Source organism: Microcoleus sp. BR0-C5 (assembly GCF_036705045.1).
Taxonomy (GTDB): Bacteria; Cyanobacteriota; Cyanobacteriia; order Cyanobacteriales; family Microcoleaceae; genus Microcoleus.
This window is the reverse complement of record NZ_JAUBTR010000032.1, coordinates 8,624-23,100: the sequence shown is the minus strand read 5'-3', so window position 1 is coordinate 23,100 and position 14,477 is coordinate 8,624. Positions and strand designations below refer to the sequence as shown.

General features: G+C 44.6%; 17 protein-coding genes and 1 pseudogene. 6 read left to right on the top strand and 12 right to left on the bottom strand.

Annotated elements, in window-relative coordinates:
* Nucleotides 1-142: 142 nt before the first annotated feature.
* Genes QUB08_RS16865 through QUB08_RS16845 form a run of 5 tightly spaced genes read right to left on the bottom strand, consistent with a single transcriptional unit; the run spans nt 143 to nt 4,314 of the window.
* Nucleotides 143-1,000 carry a bifunctional class I SAM-dependent methyltransferase/HIT family protein gene (locus QUB08_RS16865; RefSeq protein WP_333225783.1) on the bottom strand — a complete coding sequence of 286 codons (858 nt, stop codon included), beginning with the start codon at nt 998-1,000 and terminating at the stop codon, nt 143-145.
* Nucleotides 1,001-1,028: 28 nt separating this feature from the next.
* Nucleotides 1,029-1,634, bottom strand: coding sequence for a hypothetical protein (locus QUB08_RS16860; RefSeq protein ID WP_333225782.1), 606 nt, complete (start codon nt 1,632-1,634; stop codon nt 1,029-1,031).
* Nucleotides 1,635-1,688: 54 nt separating this feature from the next.
* A complete protein-coding gene (locus tag QUB08_RS16855) occupies nt 1,689-3,287 on the bottom strand; it encodes an Hsp70 family protein (protein ID WP_333225781.1) in 1,599 nt (532 codons plus the stop codon).
* 20 nt (nt 3,288-3,307) lie between these two features.
* A complete protein-coding gene (locus tag QUB08_RS16850) occupies nt 3,308-4,090 on the bottom strand; it encodes an XRE family transcriptional regulator (protein ID WP_333225780.1) in 783 nt (260 codons plus the stop codon).
* 11 nt (nt 4,091-4,101) lie between these two features.
* Nucleotides 4,102-4,314, bottom strand: coding sequence for a DUF2997 domain-containing protein (locus tag QUB08_RS16845; protein ID WP_333129970.1), 213 nt, complete (start codon nt 4,312-4,314; stop codon nt 4,102-4,104).
* Nucleotides 4,315-4,396: 82 nt separating this feature from the next.
* Between QUB08_RS16845 and QUB08_RS16840 the strand changes: the two genes are divergently transcribed.
* The gene (locus QUB08_RS16840; RefSeq protein WP_333225779.1) at nt 4,397-5,419 is read left to right on the top strand and encodes a low specificity L-threonine aldolase; all 1,023 of its coding nucleotides are present in this window, start codon (nt 4,397-4,399) and stop codon (nt 5,417-5,419) included.
* Nucleotides 5,420-5,619: 200 nt separating this feature from the next.
* On the opposite strand, the gene QUB08_RS16835 is transcribed toward QUB08_RS16840, so the two are convergent.
* On the bottom strand, nt 5,620-6,018 hold the full coding sequence (locus QUB08_RS16835) for a DUF4112 domain-containing protein (RefSeq protein WP_333210535.1): 399 nt from the start codon (nt 6,016-6,018) through the stop codon (nt 5,620-5,622).
* 70 nt (nt 6,019-6,088) lie between these two features.
* Nucleotides 6,089-6,427, bottom strand: a complete 339-nt coding sequence (locus tag QUB08_RS16830) for a winged helix-turn-helix transcriptional regulator (RefSeq protein WP_015177415.1) — start codon at nt 6,425-6,427, stop codon at nt 6,089-6,091.
* Nucleotides 6,428-6,543: 116 nt separating this feature from the next.
* Between QUB08_RS16830 and QUB08_RS16825 the strand changes: the two genes are divergently transcribed.
* A complete protein-coding gene (locus tag QUB08_RS16825; protein ID WP_333225778.1) occupies nt 6,544-7,242 on the top strand; it encodes a pirin family protein in 699 nt (232 codons plus the stop codon).
* Between the two features lie 76 nt (nt 7,243-7,318).
* Here the strand turns inward: QUB08_RS16825 and QUB08_RS16820 are convergent, their stop codons facing one another.
* Together QUB08_RS16820 and QUB08_RS16815 are read right to left on the bottom strand one after the other, a co-directional pair.
* Nucleotides 7,319-7,798 carry a DUF2442 domain-containing protein gene (locus QUB08_RS16820; protein ID WP_333225777.1) on the bottom strand — a complete coding sequence of 160 codons (480 nt, stop codon included), beginning with the start codon at nt 7,796-7,798 and terminating at the stop codon, nt 7,319-7,321.
* Between the two features lie 137 nt (nt 7,799-7,935).
* A complete protein-coding gene (locus tag QUB08_RS16815) occupies nt 7,936-8,334 on the bottom strand; it encodes a DUF4160 domain-containing protein (RefSeq protein WP_333225776.1) in 399 nt (132 codons plus the stop codon).
* A gap of 253 nt (nt 8,335-8,587) precedes the next feature.
* Here QUB08_RS16815 and QUB08_RS16810 point away from each other — a divergent pair, with 253 nt between their 5' ends.
* Nucleotides 8,588-8,794, top strand: coding sequence for a hypothetical protein (locus tag QUB08_RS16810; RefSeq protein WP_333225775.1), 207 nt, complete (start codon nt 8,588-8,590; stop codon nt 8,792-8,794).
* Nucleotides 8,795-8,955: 161 nt separating this feature from the next.
* Complete coding sequence (locus tag QUB08_RS16805) at nt 8,956-10,602, top strand: WD40 domain-containing protein (RefSeq protein WP_333225774.1); 1,647 nt, start codon at nt 8,956-8,958, stop codon at nt 10,600-10,602.
* A gap of 69 nt (nt 10,603-10,671) precedes the next feature.
* Here QUB08_RS16805 and QUB08_RS16800 read toward each other — a convergent pair whose 3' ends face one another.
* The 3 genes from QUB08_RS16800 to QUB08_RS16790 all read right to left on the bottom strand — a co-directional run bounded on the left by QUB08_RS16800 (nt 10,672) and on the right by QUB08_RS16790 (nt 12,175).
* On the bottom strand, nt 10,672-11,343 hold the full coding sequence (locus tag QUB08_RS16800) for a hypothetical protein (RefSeq protein ID WP_333225773.1): 672 nt from the start codon (nt 11,341-11,343) through the stop codon (nt 10,672-10,674).
* Nucleotides 11,344-11,348: 5 nt separating this feature from the next.
* Nucleotides 11,349-11,819 (bottom strand): type II toxin-antitoxin system antitoxin SocA domain-containing protein, encoded by a 471-nt coding sequence (locus tag QUB08_RS16795; RefSeq protein WP_333225772.1) that lies wholly within the window; start codon nt 11,817-11,819, stop codon nt 11,349-11,351.
* A 158-nt stretch (nt 11,820-11,977) separates the two neighbouring features.
* The gene (locus QUB08_RS16790) at nt 11,978-12,175 is read right to left on the bottom strand and encodes a helix-turn-helix transcriptional regulator (RefSeq protein ID WP_332970604.1); all 198 of its coding nucleotides are present in this window, start codon (nt 12,173-12,175) and stop codon (nt 11,978-11,980) included.
* Between the two features lie 154 nt (nt 12,176-12,329).
* On the opposite strand from QUB08_RS16790, the gene QUB08_RS16785 reads away from it, so the two are divergent.
* Nucleotides 12,330-12,545: a hypothetical protein gene (locus QUB08_RS16785; RefSeq protein ID WP_333225771.1), complete on the top strand. Its 216-nt coding sequence runs from the start codon at nt 12,330-12,332 to the stop codon at nt 12,543-12,545.
* A 327-nt stretch (nt 12,546-12,872) separates the two neighbouring features.
* Nucleotides 12,873-13,949: pseudogene (locus tag QUB08_RS16780) on the top strand (ABC transporter ATP-binding protein); the annotation flags it as partial.
* Nucleotides 13,950-14,477: the final 528 nt, after the last annotated feature.

The following is a 14,477-nucleotide window of genomic DNA, read 5'->3' as shown; positions in this document are numbered from 1 at the left end:
AACACATTTTAACCTTATTTTGCTCGCCGTTTGCTCAAATATAACAATCCTTACAAAAATTATGAATTCCTCTCTTCTCTATTCCTCTGTGTTCTCTGCGCCTCTGCGGTAAAAAAGAATTCCTTTCACAATTGGCTAACTTTTATTTTTCACTCTTCGGAATCACATACCTAATTCCACCTTTATTCCCAGCCGCATCGCCCTGATAACGTGGGATAACATGAATAGCAGCGTGACTGCGACTTTGACCAGCCTGTTTATTAATATTGATTCCCACATTAAACCCGTCAGGCTGAAACTTTTTACTTAACATTTTCTGCACCTGATTAGCCATAAACCAGCAAGCCGATTGCTCACGAAACGGCAGTTCAAAATAATTGGCAACGTGACGCTTGGGGATGATTAAGACATGACCTTTGCTGGCGGGATAACCGTCAAACATCGCATAAGCTGTTGCTGATTCAGTTAGCAAAATTAGGTTTTTATACGGATTGCAGAATATGCAGTTATTAGTTGAATTTCTTTGATGGTTGTAATGCACGTATTTGTAAATTTCGCAAGACTCATCTAGGTGACTTGACTTAAATGGAAGTTTGACAATGCACTGATATGTAGGTTTTTTGTGCACGTAATGTTCTCGAAAGCCTTCTTTTTTGATATCCCTTCTGACCGCAAAATACGCATTCCCTCCCGGTTTTAACAGGTGCGACACTTCCATCAGGACATTAGCTTGTTCTTCGGGAAATAAAACATTCAAAACATAAAAACAAATGATGGTGTCGAATTTATCTTCCGGGAATTCCGGGAAATAATAAGGGTCGTAACCCGTAATATCGAAGCCTTTTTGCTGCAACAATCTCACATCGCTACCCAAGCCGCACCCAAAATCTAAGACTTTGCCTTGCAGCAAGTTTTTATCTAATAAAAATCTTGCCGGAAAGGACAGGGAATTTCTTTCCATTGCCGTCAGGTGGCTGAATTTATTTTGTTGCTTTTTCATGGCAGAAATTTGATGTCAATCGTTGTTTTTAGTCTTTACGTAAAGGTTTTGTTAAAATTCCGAGAATTTTGTCAACTTCGTTAATATAATAATCGTTCAAGTCAATAAAAGCTGTTTGATCTACCAATTTGAGAAACTTCCAAGCATTTCCCGTGGTAACACCTCCGTAAATCGCCTCAATTTCATCATTTTGCTGTTGATTGAATCGCTGGGCTCCCAACATTTCAGCAATACACTGTCCTAATCCGTTTTTGATGTTTTCATTTTTGGCTTCTACTAAGGTTACAACTGGTGTTCTGATTTCGTACAAATCGCTGGATGCGGTGAGGATATAATCGCAATAGCCGCTAAGTCCGCTTTCTGGATCGGGGTTAAATTCTGTACCGGAGAAAAACCCGATTTGGAAGTTTAAAATGCGCCTTACTTCTAATAATACGGGAGCAATAATTAACTCGGAGCGAGCTTTTTCAGTATTGATCGCATTGGCGAGAGGGATATATTCTGCTAGGGTGGTTTTGAGATAGTCGCTAGGTGCAATTGATTCTACATCTGCAAACAAAGCTGTTTTTTCATTAACAGTGAGGTTAAATGCTGCACGCACTTTGGTGATGGTAGTAAATTCACTATATGACATTTTAAAAGTCCTTAAATTAACTAAAAATTACCGAGGATACTTGAGATTTTACCATTATTGCAGTTTGGCGATCGCCCCTTTTTCCACCAACACCTTACCAGTCACCAAATCCCGCACCGTCGCCAACAAAACCCGCCTCTCATCCACCTCAAAACTCACCGAAACCCTGTCAATTCCCAATACCCCAGGCGGATTCAAATGCGCTACGCAAACCTGCTGGTGGTGGCTTTCCAGAGACCGAAAATCCGTTTTTTTGTTGAGCAAACTGCTCGTCATTTGCCCTTTTTCGTTAAAAATAACCTCCGCTTGCGATACCTCCGCAACTTCCCCAATATCTAACCGAATTTCCCTTTGCCCTTCAATTGCCACTTGCAGCGTCAATTCTTCGGAACTTTGACAGGGATACTTCATTTCCTTGCTAAATATCGGCGAATAAGCATAAGCTTTAGCATAAGGTTCCCAGAGGCGAATTGCATAGCTGTGGCGCAAATAATCGTCAACTCTCGCCAATTGTGTCAACGCTAAAGCACCGTGTGCCACTGCTTCAAAAGGCTTGTCTATTTTGACTTTTTGCCGCCCAAAATACGAAACCACTAAATTAGATACAGCGGGAATTAAAGAAGTTCCTCCAACCAGCAAAACCTGTTCGATATCTGCTTTGCCGATACCTTTTCCAAGTGCAATACTCAGCACTTCATCTAAACTTTCCCGCAACTGTTCTAACAACTGCCTAGATTCCAGAATTTCCTCAAGCTTGTCTCGGTTTAGCTGCAAGTCGTAAGACATAAAATTTTCATCGTCAAACCAGCTTTCCTTCGCCTCATTAACTTGAGAAAGTTGAATTTTTAATTTTTCCGCTATTTCTAATAAGTTTTGCCAGCCAACTGGGCCGACTTCTGCCCGCGACGAACCAATTTGCCGCAAATAATCCTCGACAATCCAGATGTCAATATCTTCGCCACCGACATAAGCATCGGATTTTGCCAACACTTCGGCACGCACCCCCCCCAGCCCCCCCAAGCTTCGGGCGGATAAGGGGGAAGTTACAGCAGTACGGACTAAACTTAAATCTAAAGTTCCGCCACCAAAATCAACTACTAAAACTAGAGAACCGGGGCGTTTTACTGCATATCCCAGGGCGGCGGCTGTGGATTCATCTATTACCTGAACTTCCGCAACTCCCAAATTTTCTCCTAAGTCGCGAAACCAATCTAGGTATCGCTCAAATGCTCCAACGGGGACTGTAAAAATTACTTTTTCTGGCTGTATGTTTTGTAAATATAATTGTTTCCAAATACTTGTGATAAACTGTTCGGCTACTGATTCGGCTGTGTAGGTTTCGCCTTCGATATTGCGGGGTGGTGGCTGAAAGTCAGCAGCCAAATTGCGTTTAAAAGCTTTGAAAAAGCGGTCTGGCTGGGATTGCCCCAAACGCTGCGATCGCACTCTTTCTCCCAACACCAACTCTCCCGGCTTTTTCACAAAAACTAAAGTCGGCACAACAGAGATTTCTCGAACTTCTCCGCTCAAACTATTAGTTTTGAAAATCCGGGATATATCGCCCAATCTCAAAGTTTCTGGTGTTTGGGTATCTGCGTTGAGAATGCAGACAACCGTATTGCTGGTGCCGAAGTCAATGGCAACTGTAGTCATGTTGATTTAAAATTTAAAATTTAATTTTTCATTCCCGCTGGCAGGGTACGACTAACTTTAGCAGGAGTAAGAATTCGCTCTCCCTCGCGATAGCCGACAAATCGAATATAAACTAATTCTCCTTCTGTTATATCCTCAACATCCGGCTGGTGCAACTGCGGATTGTAAGCAGTTTGTTCCCACGCAGAACCAATCGTTTCAAAATCCCAACTTGACAAGAGATTTTCTAAGGGAGTAAACAAAGCTGAGAGATTTTTGGCGGGCATATCCGGCTTGGCTTCTGCCATTTTGCGGGCGGCGGGATAGTTGGTTAACAAAGTTTGCAACTGTTCAAAGGTAGCGCGGCGAAAATCGGCAGTTAGTTGAGTTTTTTGCTGCTGCAATTCCGATCGCAGCCGGAAACACTGCTGTCTCAATTCTTCTATTTCGCTGGGATTAGTTGTGATTGTAGCCGATATTGGCAGCGCGAGCAAAGTGCGATCGAACTCTTGAAAATTCAAATTCAGCACTGTTGCCAGCCGCCTCAGTTGGTCTAGCGTGAGTTTTCCCACGTCTCCCTGCCGCACTAAGCGCACCCCAAAGCGACTTAAGCCTGCTTTTTCCCCTAAGTCTTGCCAATCGAGAATGTCTAGCTGATTCATGCGTTCCCGCAGAATTGTATCGTACTTAAACTCGATCGCATCTCCCGCCTCAGATGCAGCATAAAGGTAGACTAAAATTAGAAAAATGCCCCCGATAGCCAGCGCGAAGCTGAAGGCAGGCAGTGTTGTTACATCAACTGTTGCACCGAGGATCTCAAACATCTTTAACTCTTCTAAACTTGTTTTAAAGTCTGCGTTTGTTCAACGACCAAATTTTCTTCGCCTTCGTAGTATTCTGGCAGCAAGTCTTGAGATTCTACTTTTCCGAGGGCTTTTTCAATTCCGGCGGTGGTTTCGGTGCAACTCGAACCGGTGGCGTTGAGGACGGTTTCGGTAATTTTGCCGTCTTTGCCGATACGGTATTCTATTTGGCGGTATTCTGCCATAATTCTGCCTCTTGGTTTAATGCTTGAGTGTTGACTGCTGAGTGTTGAGTTATATTATAGATTCTATTTACCAATTATTCTAATGAATTTTTGTAGCGACAATGCAACCGGGGTTTCGCCGGAGATTATGGCAGCGATTGCAGTGGCTAATTGCGGTGCTGTGATGTCTTACGGAGATGATGAATATACACAGCGTTTGCAAGTTAAATTTTCGGATTTGTTCGAGACATCGGTGAGTGTTTTTCCTGTAGCAACTGGTTCTGCTGCTAATGCTCTAGCCCTTGCGGTTATGACTCCTCCTTACGGGGCTGTTTACTGTCATGCCGAATCTCATATTAATCTAGATGAATGCGGCGCGCCGGAGTTTTTTACAGGCGGTGCAAAGTTAGTGACAGTAACAGGAAATGATGGTAAAATAGAGGCAGATACTTTAGGAAAAATACTTGATCGCGCTGGTGCAGGTGTCGTCCATCATGTACAGTCCGCAGCCGTCAGCATCACTCAAGCAACGGAAGCCGGCACAGTCTACAATCCAGCGGAAATTTCCCATATTTCGGAAGTAGTTCGCGATCGCAATTTGCACCTACACATGGATGGAGCCCGCTTTGCCAATGCTGTCGCCAGTCTTGGCTGTTCTCCTGCTGATGTCACTTGGCGTGCTGGTGTAGATATTCTATCGTTTGGAGCGACAAAAAACGGCGCGATGGCTGCGGAAGCTGTGGTTATTTTTAATCAACAATTAGCAAATACTTTCCCTTTTTACCGCAAGCGCAGCGGGCATCTTTTCTCAAAAATGCGGTTTTTGTCGGCGCAGTTGGAAGCGTATATAACGGATGATTTGTGGCTGAAGAATGCGGCTCATGCAAATAATATGGCAGCGAAATTAGCCCAAGGCTTGGCGGGAGTTGAGGGAGCGAAATTTTGCCATCAAGTTGAAGCCAACGAGATTTTTATTCAACTTCCCGAATCGGTAATTACAGGGGTTTTGAGTGATGGTTTTCAGTTTTATCGGTGGGATGAATGTACTGTTAGACTGGTAACGGCTTTTAATACTTTGGAAGCGGATGTTATTGCTTTGGTGGAAGCGGTTAAACGACATCATTAATTATTTCGTGATGGCGAGTTTTACGAATAATATCTGACGAGTACCAACAATCTAGATAAACCCACCCCCCACAACAGATAACCCACATCAACATTAAATTTGGATCGAATGCGGAAAATCTACATTCTGATTGTTCGTTTGATGGGGGCGGGTTTGAGAGATTGTTGGTTATTTACAATTATTGTTTGTGAAACCAGCCCCTACAATTTAATAGGTTCAGGAATAGGTTCTGCAACTGCGGCTAGTTCCGGTTCAACTTCTTCGAGGTGTGCTTCTAAAAGCGCCAGATTTCTCATGTTTGATTTATAAAAAGCATCGAAGATATCTCCGACTAAAGGTACTGATCCCACAACGGCTTCTAGACCGATATTGTAAACCATTTTCCCTAGAGTCTTTTGGGGAATGTTGAATCGAGTTGCTAAATAAATTAGGTAGGCGGAAAACGCGGTATCTACGATATCCCCAGCACCCGGAACTAAACCGATAATGGGGTCTAAACCAATGCGAAATTTAGTGCCGGGGATGCCAATGGCGGTATCCATCAGGCGGCTGAGTTTGCGGATGCGGTTGAGGGTGGCGAGACGCTCTATGTTGTTCATATTATTATTCTTGAACTAGCTGGAAAATTTGAAATCTGTCGGAAGACGGAAAAAACCATCTAGAAACCGCTCATTTTCCATCTTCGCTAATATGCTGAATTCCCCATTCGTGCATGGCATTAATAATCGGTTTGAGACTTTCGCCCAAAGGCGTTAGCGAATATTCAACTTTTGGCGGCACTTGCAGGTAAATTTCCCGGTGCACAATCCCGTCTGATTCCATTTCGCGCAGTTGCTGCGTCAGCATCTTCTGAGTAATGCCGTTGACAGCTCGTTGCAGCTCGTTAAAGCGCTTCACTCCTGGAAACAACTCCCGCAGAATCAAGACTTTCCAGCGCCCGCCAATCACCTCTAGAGTGCGTTCTACAGGGCAATTTGCTCGATCGACCTTTACTTCTTGGACTTGCATAGTATCTTTTTGGTAAGTACCGCACTTTTAAGTGCGTACTATCCATAATAGCTTGACTAGGTTTAAAATAAAAACATCAAAGAAATACCAGATAAATTTCACTGAGGATTCAGAAAATGATTACCGTCAGAAAAAGTGAAGCAAGAGGACACGCTAATCATGGTTGGCTGGACAGTTACCACACATTTTCTTTTGCAGGCTATTACGATCCAAATTATATGAATTTTCGATCGTTACGGGTAATTAATGAGGATTTCGTTAGCCCCGGCAAAGGTTTCGGCACTCACGGGCACAGCGACATGGAAATCATTACTTATGTACTGGAAGGAGCATTAGAACACAAGGACAGTTTGGGTACTGGTGCAGTGATTAAACCCGGTGAAGTGCAGCGGATGACGGCAGGTACTGGCATCCAGCACAGCGAATTCAATAACTCGCAAACTGACCCTGTTCATTTGCTGCAAATCTGGCTTTTACCCGATACAAAAGGCTTATCACCCAGTTACGAGCAGCGGGATTTTCCCCTAGCTCAAAGGCGCGGAAAACTGCGCTTAGTGGCGGCGCGAGATGCGAGAGATGGTGCTGTGAAAGTGCATCAAGATGTGGATTTGTATGCGGCTGTTTTGGATAAAGACTCGCGGGTTTCTCATGCTTTGGGGCCGAATCGCCATGCTTGGCTGCAAGTTGCTCGCGGCTCGGTTTTGGTCAACGGTTTGACTTTAGAAAATGGCGACGCTGCGGCGGTTAGCGGGGAGGCTGAGTTGGTGATTGAAGCTACGGCAGATGCTGAATTTTTGCTGTTTGATTTGGCATAGAATAGCACACGAAATCCCCGGCTTCTCCAAGAAGTCGGGGATTTAATTCGCTGGTATCTGACAGCTCAAAAGGATTTCAAGAATTAACAGAAATATTCTTTTTAGGTCGTCCGCCTTTCTTGCCATTTTTCCGTGCTGCTGCCGATTTAGAGCTTGAAATTGCCTGTCCTCCCTTTCTACCTAATTCAGCCATCCAAGATTTCGTCCCAAAAATACCTGCTACAAGTTCGGGAATCCCAAAATCAACATCTAAACTTTCCCAGTGTACGCTGCTACCGGAAGGGGGTAGCCAAACATCAGCCAACTGTTCTGGTGAAGCATCTTCTAAGCCTTGTGCAAGCCGCGGAGGAAAAGAAAAAATAGCAGCGTTTTTCAGTTTGATAACTATTAAATCTTCCGAGTGATTATAGTGCACGGATTCGGCACGGGGTTCAGTAGCCTCAGCGGTTTTCCATGCTTGCTTGGCTTGGGCTATTTGCTCTCGGAGATTTTCCTCTGTTAACTCTTTGTCCCAGTTTCTAAATACCATGTATTCCTCTTTTGTTACTTGCGACATTAAATATTCTCAAACTTTTGCCCCGTATGGATTCTGTCTTTCCGGTAAGGAAAGACAGAATCCCTCATAAATTTAAGGTGGAACTACTGATTTTACAGTAGCTTCAGATGAGTCAACGAATTTTATTTTTTCCAGAGTCATTGATGTATTTCTTGCCATTTGCTTAATAACATTTCTTGATTATTTGCTACTAATATAAGAGCGATCACTAAATCTTTATCCTTTATTCTATCGTGTGCGTAAACTAAGCTAGGAGCTTGGGTTTCACTGCCAATATTAATTTTGATTTCCATGTGGTTCTTATCATTTTTTCTACCTTTGAAGATGTGCACGTGAGCTGGAATATGGTCGTTAGTATAAATATATATAAATAGATTGTTCTGGCGGTCTTCAAGAACTTTGGGCATGAGACGCTGTTCTCCAACGTGAGGGTTTGCAGGACTTATGCACAGCCTGCCTGTAGTAGGGGCAATCGCCCCCGTTGTTGCCCCTATTTTTTGGATTGTGGCATAAGCCCTAATTGCATAATAACCCAAGCGTTGGGTTTTGTCAAGTGACGCATTCTACTAATACTTGTGCGTAGGGTGCGTCAGCGCGAAGCTAACAATCTGGTAAAAAATCATCAATCCTGACGCACCTTTTGCTGTTGCCTGGGATTGTCTTAAGCTGACTGTGAAGAACATGATACTTAATCATGGGTTACTACTTAAGAAATAAGTAAATAGGAGGATGAAAGTAAATTTTATTTGTGGTATTTTTTCTAAGGGTAAATGTTTAGGATAAATTTTTATGCAACAAAACCCGATCGCCAGAAAGCATCTTGTTTGGAGCCTGATCACTGGTTTAGCAGTCGGCGCGATCGCAGGCGCACCCCTCGGCTGGATGGCTAATGGGGAATTTTCCGAGCAGCGTATGGCTAAATTTATCGTTTGCCAACAAAAAAATAGAGATAAGCCAGTTGCTATGGTTGAGTCTATTTGTGGTTCCCAATTCTAAATTTTTCTGCTAGCCAGAGGGCTGTGTCAAATATTGTGAGGCTTGTGCGAATGTCGAAAGTTCGATCGCGCAGGCATTTTGGCGTTGTCAACCGTAAATATGCCACAAACCGGATAACTTTTCCGTCAGTTGATATGTGGGTATGTTAAATTGACACAATAATGAATTACAGCAGAACAATTCCGGCTATTTTGAGTGCTACGATCGCCCTGAGCTCGATCGCCCTCCTTCCAATCACATCACCTCAAATTGCCCTCGCATTAACCGCCGACAAAGTTAAAACCGTTGCCCAACAAATTACTGTTCGCATCCAGGGGCCAAAAGGCGGTTCAGGAGTAATTTTAGAGAAACAAGGCAGCACATACTATATTCTCACAAACTGGCACGTTGTCGATAAAGCCGGCGATTACGAGGTCGTAACTCCCGACGGCAAAGCTCACTCTGTATACTATAGCCTCGTGCGGCGAATGCCCGGTGCCGATTTAGCGATCGTGCCCTTCAGCAGCACTCAAACCTACCCCCTGGCTCAATTAGCCAATTCCGCAGCAACTAAGGGAAACAAGGCTTATGTGGCCGGCTGGCCGATATCCGGCGGTTCTCTGAGACAGCCGATTTTCATCGCCACGGAAGGTCAGCTTACCGGCCGCCAAACTGCTTGGAACGGCTATACTTTGGTCTACAACAACTTAGTGAGAGCGGGAATGAGCGGCGGGCCGGTACTCGACGATGCGGGGCGAGTTGTCGCAATTAACGGCATTGTCAGGTTAGAGGATAACTCTGATAAAATTGTGGCGGCGGGGATAGAAATTAATACTTTCATGAAATGGCGATCGACTATTTCGCTGCCAGTAGTTCCCCAATCTCCTACTGCCGGAAACCCGAAAACTCCGGCGAATAATGCGCCCCGCACGCCCGCAAGTGCGATCGCCTTTGCTGCTACAAATACCCTGAAAGGGCCTTCGGAAGTTGTCAGTTCTCTTGCCCTTGCTTCAGCTTATTTTACCACAGGAAATAGCAACGGCACAATCTCAGTTTGGAATTTCCCCAGCGGGCAATTAAAAACTACCCTGCAAGGACACACGGAAGCCGTAAACGCACTGGCTGCGAGTGCGGATGGCAAGGTGTTAGCTAGCGGTAGCGACGACAAAACCGTGAAAATTTGGAATTTAGAAACTGGCGCGGTTGTACGCACTTTGAGCGGGCATTCCGGTGCAGTTTCGAGCGTTGCCGTTAGTCCTGACGGTCAATTTGTAGCCAGCGGTAGTTGGGACAAAACCATTAAGATTTGGAATGCGAAAACGGGGGAATTGCTGCGGACTTTGACCGGGCATTCTGGGTTGGTCAATGCTGTTGCAATTAGTCCTGACAACAAAACTTTAGCTAGCGGCAGCAAAGACGGTTCAATTAGGTTGTGGAATTTAGCTAGCGGTCAAGCAATTCGCACGATTAGCGGCAAAAACTTGTCTGTTTTGTCGCTAGCTTTTACTCCCGACGGCAAGAGTTTAGCTGCGGGAAATAGCAACGGCACAATCGGTTTGTGGAATGCAGGAAACGGGCAGTTAATTCGGCGCTTAAGCGGGCATACTGACGGGGTTTGGTCGGTGGCTTTCAGTCGGGATGGCACTACGCTGGTTACTGGGAGTTGGGATAAGAGTATAAGGCTTTGGGATGTGCGATCGGGGGAATTGAGAGGTAATTTGAGCGGGCATTCTGGCTATGTTAGCGCTGTGGCGATTAGTGCAGATGGGAAGATGATTGTGAGTGCTGGTTGGTTGGGGGAAATTAAGATTTGGAAACGGGGCAATTGAGATTTTTTTGAACCGTAGAGGGCCAGAGGGCGTCCAGAGAAGAGAGATAGGATCGCTTCGGCGATTAATCTAGGCATCAGGAGCGGTTTCTTTCTCTAGAAGCTGCATTAAATCTGCATTTTCTTGGATAAGTCTCTGATTCTCTTGATAAAGGGCTATATTTAAGTCTTTAATTCGATTGATTTCTTCGGGGCTAAAACTTTTTACCTCTGCAACTTCGCTGGGAAGCTTAGTTTTTCTATCTCTTCCTTTATCATCCCTTCCTGGGAAAAGATTGTGTGCGGGGTCAAACCACACTATATAAAACGTATTATCAAAAATAAAACCATGTATTCTTCCATAGCTCTTTGCTACCCTAAGTTCAAAAGAATCTCTAGTCATTTCTTCATATTGCTTTTGTAATTCATTCTCATCATTGCCGCATTGAGGGCGCAGTGAATCTTTAATCTTATCTGGAAAGGAAGTTTGTGTGATGGTGCTATCTCCTTTCCAATTAATAAATTTAGGCGTCAGTCTTGGATGGGTTTGCTGTTTAATATCATCAGCAGTCGCATTTTGAATGTCATTAAAGGCACCAAAAAGTAGTTCATAATATTTTTGGCTCAACCCGTGAAGAAAAAACTTTTCTGATTCCCACTCGACGAACTTGAAAGAAATCTTAAGTTTTTCGTTTGATATTATGCGATAAGACTCTTCAGCAAGATTTTTGAGACGACTACTTTCAAATTTTTTCTTAGTCATTTCGATTAGCATGCGTAAGCTGCCAACTTTCTCTCAAAGAAACTCTTCATAGAATCTTTAGATATTAAGGCATTAGAACCTTCAGTTTCAGATAACCCTTTTCTCGCCTCTAACCACGGATCTTCACGATGAGTCATCGTCACTAAAGCTGCACCATCATATCGTCCGTAAGCTTCAACGATCTGTTCGATAGACTCTAATTTTTCCGGTTCTATTTCGGGAAGCTCAAACTCTTCTTGAATGCTTCTCCATCCATAATCTTTGTATTCTTGATACAAGGCGGTAATCACAGGTCCATAGGTCCAAGCCTGAAAATCTTCTTCAAATAGTGGTTCTCCATTGTGGGTAGCCATATAAATAGCTTGGACATAGTAACAAAGCTTTTGCAGCTTCATTGGAGTTAGGCTTTCTAGAAAAACCTCTCTGTGATGGATGATAATAATACTCACAATTTTTTTAAGATTTTCGGAAATCACAAGCTAGTCCTCCTATCTAAGGTCTTCAAATTATAGCCTATATCAGAAGAATATATTTTATATTATAACAATATTATAACAATCGCTGTTTGTAGTGAGGACTTTAGTCCTCAAAAACAGGATGCCAGCGTCCTTACTACAAACTAATTTTCATGAAGCTACACGACTAAATCTTCGATCGAGAATTTCAATAAGTCGCACAGGGCTTTCATCTGTGCTGGGTATAGTTTGGGGACGTGTCTGTCGGTTTCCCAGTTGATGACTGTTGATTCCACCACATTACACGCTCTTGCCACTTGTATTCGAGTCAAACCTAGACTTTCACGTCTTTCTCTTAGCTTTTGCCCCAGCGTCATTATCTATCCCGTACTTAGTTCAGTTGATTATATTTATTCAGTTGACTATATGTAGTTCGTGTCATAACCTAGAGATAGACACAAAGTCTAACAAAGGTCAAAAGCCAGTCCGCGCCCTAGACAAGCATTGAACTGGCTTTGGCTCCAACACTGAATGGAGACAAACTTAATTATGCCCTACAAACAGCGCCTTAACAGGTGGTTGGTTGTTCGCCTGCTTCCCAATATGCAGCGAATCACTGTAGCCCATTTCTTCAGGCATTCCGATGCTGACGGCTATCTGCGGATAATCCGGCAGTTAATCCCCCATGCTCAATTTGTGATTGTTTTTAATGCCGAACTCAACCTAGAAGCAGCCCCGCGTCTGTAGCGAAGGCAGCTAGTTGAGGGTTCGGTTAGGCACAGAATCTACTGGTAGGGTGCGTCAGTTGGTAGCGATTCGATGTACATCGGCTAATCATTTCCGGGCTTCGCACCCTACTACCTAGCATTTTGCTTCAAAGTCCGATCGACCCTTATGATAGATTTGGTTCTTGCCAGACTACACTGGAAGACAAAATCAAATTAAAAATTTCGCCATAAATTCGATCGACCCGCCGATCGGGCGGGACTCTCCACTTCGTGGAACAGGCGTCCCGCCTGTGGTTGGCAAAGTAAATCTAAAATCTCAAACCTAAAATCGCGTCACTTCTGACAAATGATTGAAGTAGAACACTTAAGCAAAACTTACGGTTCGACCGCAGCGATCGCGGACGTGTCTTTTTCGGTCGAATCAGGAGAAATTCTCGGTTTTTTGGGGCCAAACGGCGCTGGTAAAACCACAACCATGCGGATTTTGTCGGGATATTTGCCGGCATCCAGCGGTACGGCCCGCATCGCCGGCCTCGATGTTCACGAAAACTCGATGGGAGTCAGACAGCGCATCGGTTATCTGCCGGAAAACCCGCCACTGTATCCAGAAATGAGTGTGGAAGGGTTTCTGTTTTTTGTGGCCCGGATTAAGCAAGTACCTGCGGGCGATCGCGCGCGACGAGTTACCTCCGCGATCGAACGCTGCGGCCTGGTTGATAAACGTAAAGTTTTAATCCGCAAACTTTCTAAAGGATTTCGGCAGCGCGTCGGTATCGCCCAGGCGATCGTCCACGATCCCCCGGTCATTATCTTAGACGAACCAACCGTCGGACTCGACCCCCGACAAATCATCGAAGTCCGCAATTTAATCAAAAGTCTTGGCGGCCAGCACACAATCATCCTTTCCACGCACATTCTGCCGGAAGTCAGCATGACTTGCAACCGCGTCACCATCATCAATCGCGGTAAAATCGTCGCTGCGGGTACTCCCGAAAATTTGATGGGAGAGTTGGCTGTCGGAGAGGGTTACGAACTCGAAGTTGAAGGGGAGGCGGATTTGGTAAACAGTCTGCTGTTGCCTTCTTTGGAAAATTTGCCGGGAGTTCGATCGATCGAATTGATTCCAAGCCAGCAATTTTTAGTGAATCGCTACCGCCTGCGGGCTTTGTGCGAACCGGAAAGAGAACCCGGACGAGAAATTGCTACAGCTATCCTCGCCTCTGGATTTGGGCTGTGCGAAATGCGTCGCTCTCGCGCTACTCTGGAAGATGTGTTTTTAAGGCTGACAGCGGCTGAAAAGAAACCGGAAGAAAATCTGGTTCACAGCGAACCGGAGGTCGATCAAAATCTGCAAGAAGCGGCAGAAATTCAAGACTCGATCGCCGATTCTCCTCAATCTAAATCGCAACCGATTGTCGAAAATCCGCTAGTTTCAGATAGGCAAGAGTCGATCGATCATTCTCAACCAGAATCAGAACCAGTTGTCGAAACAGTAGAGTCGATCGAGCAGTCTCAACCAGAATCGGAACCAGTTGTCGAAACAGTAGAGTCGATCGAGCATCATCAACCAGAATCAGAACCAGTTGTCGAAACAGTAGAGTCGATCGAGCAGTCTCAACCAGAATCAGAACCAGTTGTCGAAACAGTAGAGTCGATCGAGCATCATCAACCAGAATCAGAACCAGTTGTCGAAACAGTAGAGTCGATCGAGCAGTCTCAACCAGAATCAGAACCAGTTGTCGAAACAGTAGAGTCGATCGAGCATCATCAACCAGAATCAGAACCAGTTGTCGAAAGGCAAGATTTGAGCGACTATTCTCAACCAGAATCAGAACCAGTTGTCGAAACAGCAGAGGAAATAAGCGATTTAGAACCAGAAATGCAACCAGTGGCCGATTTTCTGGAAATTGTAGAAAGGCAAGAGTCGATAGAACATCCTCAACCAGAACCG

What these genes read in the sequence shown, in the direction of transcription:
- QUB08_RS16865 (WP_333225783.1), bottom strand. Translation starts at nt 1,000, where the DNA reads ATGAAAAAGCAACAAAATAAATTCAGCCACCTGACGGCAATGGAAAGA.
- QUB08_RS16860 (WP_333225782.1), bottom strand. Translation starts at nt 1,634, where the DNA reads ATGTCATATAGTGAATTTACTACCATCACCAAAGTGCGTGCAGCATTT.
- QUB08_RS16845 (WP_333129970.1), bottom strand. Translation starts at nt 4,314, where the DNA reads ATGGCAGAATACCGCCAAATAGAATACCGTATCGGCAAAGACGGCAAA.
- QUB08_RS16850 (WP_333225780.1), bottom strand. Translation starts at nt 4,090, where the DNA reads ATGTTTGAGATCCTCGGTGCAACAGTTGATGTAACAACACTGCCTGCC.
- QUB08_RS16785 (WP_333225771.1), top strand. Translation starts at nt 12,330, where the DNA reads ATGGAGACAAACTTAATTATGCCCTACAAACAGCGCCTTAACAGGTGG.
- QUB08_RS16820 (WP_333225777.1), bottom strand. Translation starts at nt 7,798, where the DNA reads ATGTCGCAAGTAACAAAAGAGGAATACATGGTATTTAGAAACTGGGAC.
- QUB08_RS16835 (WP_333210535.1), bottom strand. Translation starts at nt 6,018, where the DNA reads ATGAACAACATAGAGCGTCTCGCCACCCTCAACCGCATCCGCAAACTC.
- QUB08_RS16790 (WP_332970604.1), bottom strand. Translation starts at nt 12,175, where the DNA reads ATGACGCTGGGGCAAAAGCTAAGAGAAAGACGTGAAAGTCTAGGTTTG.
- QUB08_RS16810 (WP_333225775.1), top strand. Translation starts at nt 8,588, where the DNA reads ATGCAACAAAACCCGATCGCCAGAAAGCATCTTGTTTGGAGCCTGATC.
- QUB08_RS16830 (WP_015177415.1), bottom strand. Translation starts at nt 6,427, where the DNA reads ATGCAAGTCCAAGAAGTAAAGGTCGATCGAGCAAATTGCCCTGTAGAA.
- QUB08_RS16805 (WP_333225774.1), top strand. Translation starts at nt 8,956, where the DNA reads ATGAATTACAGCAGAACAATTCCGGCTATTTTGAGTGCTACGATCGCC.
- QUB08_RS16855 (WP_333225781.1), bottom strand. Translation starts at nt 3,287, where the DNA reads ATGACTACAGTTGCCATTGACTTCGGCACCAGCAATACGGTTGTCTGC.
- QUB08_RS16825 (WP_333225778.1), top strand. Translation starts at nt 6,544, where the DNA reads ATGATTACCGTCAGAAAAAGTGAAGCAAGAGGACACGCTAATCATGGT.
- QUB08_RS16840 (WP_333225779.1), top strand. Translation starts at nt 4,397, where the DNA reads ATGAATTTTTGTAGCGACAATGCAACCGGGGTTTCGCCGGAGATTATG.
- QUB08_RS16800 (WP_333225773.1), bottom strand. Translation starts at nt 11,343, where the DNA reads ATGACTAAGAAAAAATTTGAAAGTAGTCGTCTCAAAAATCTTGCTGAA.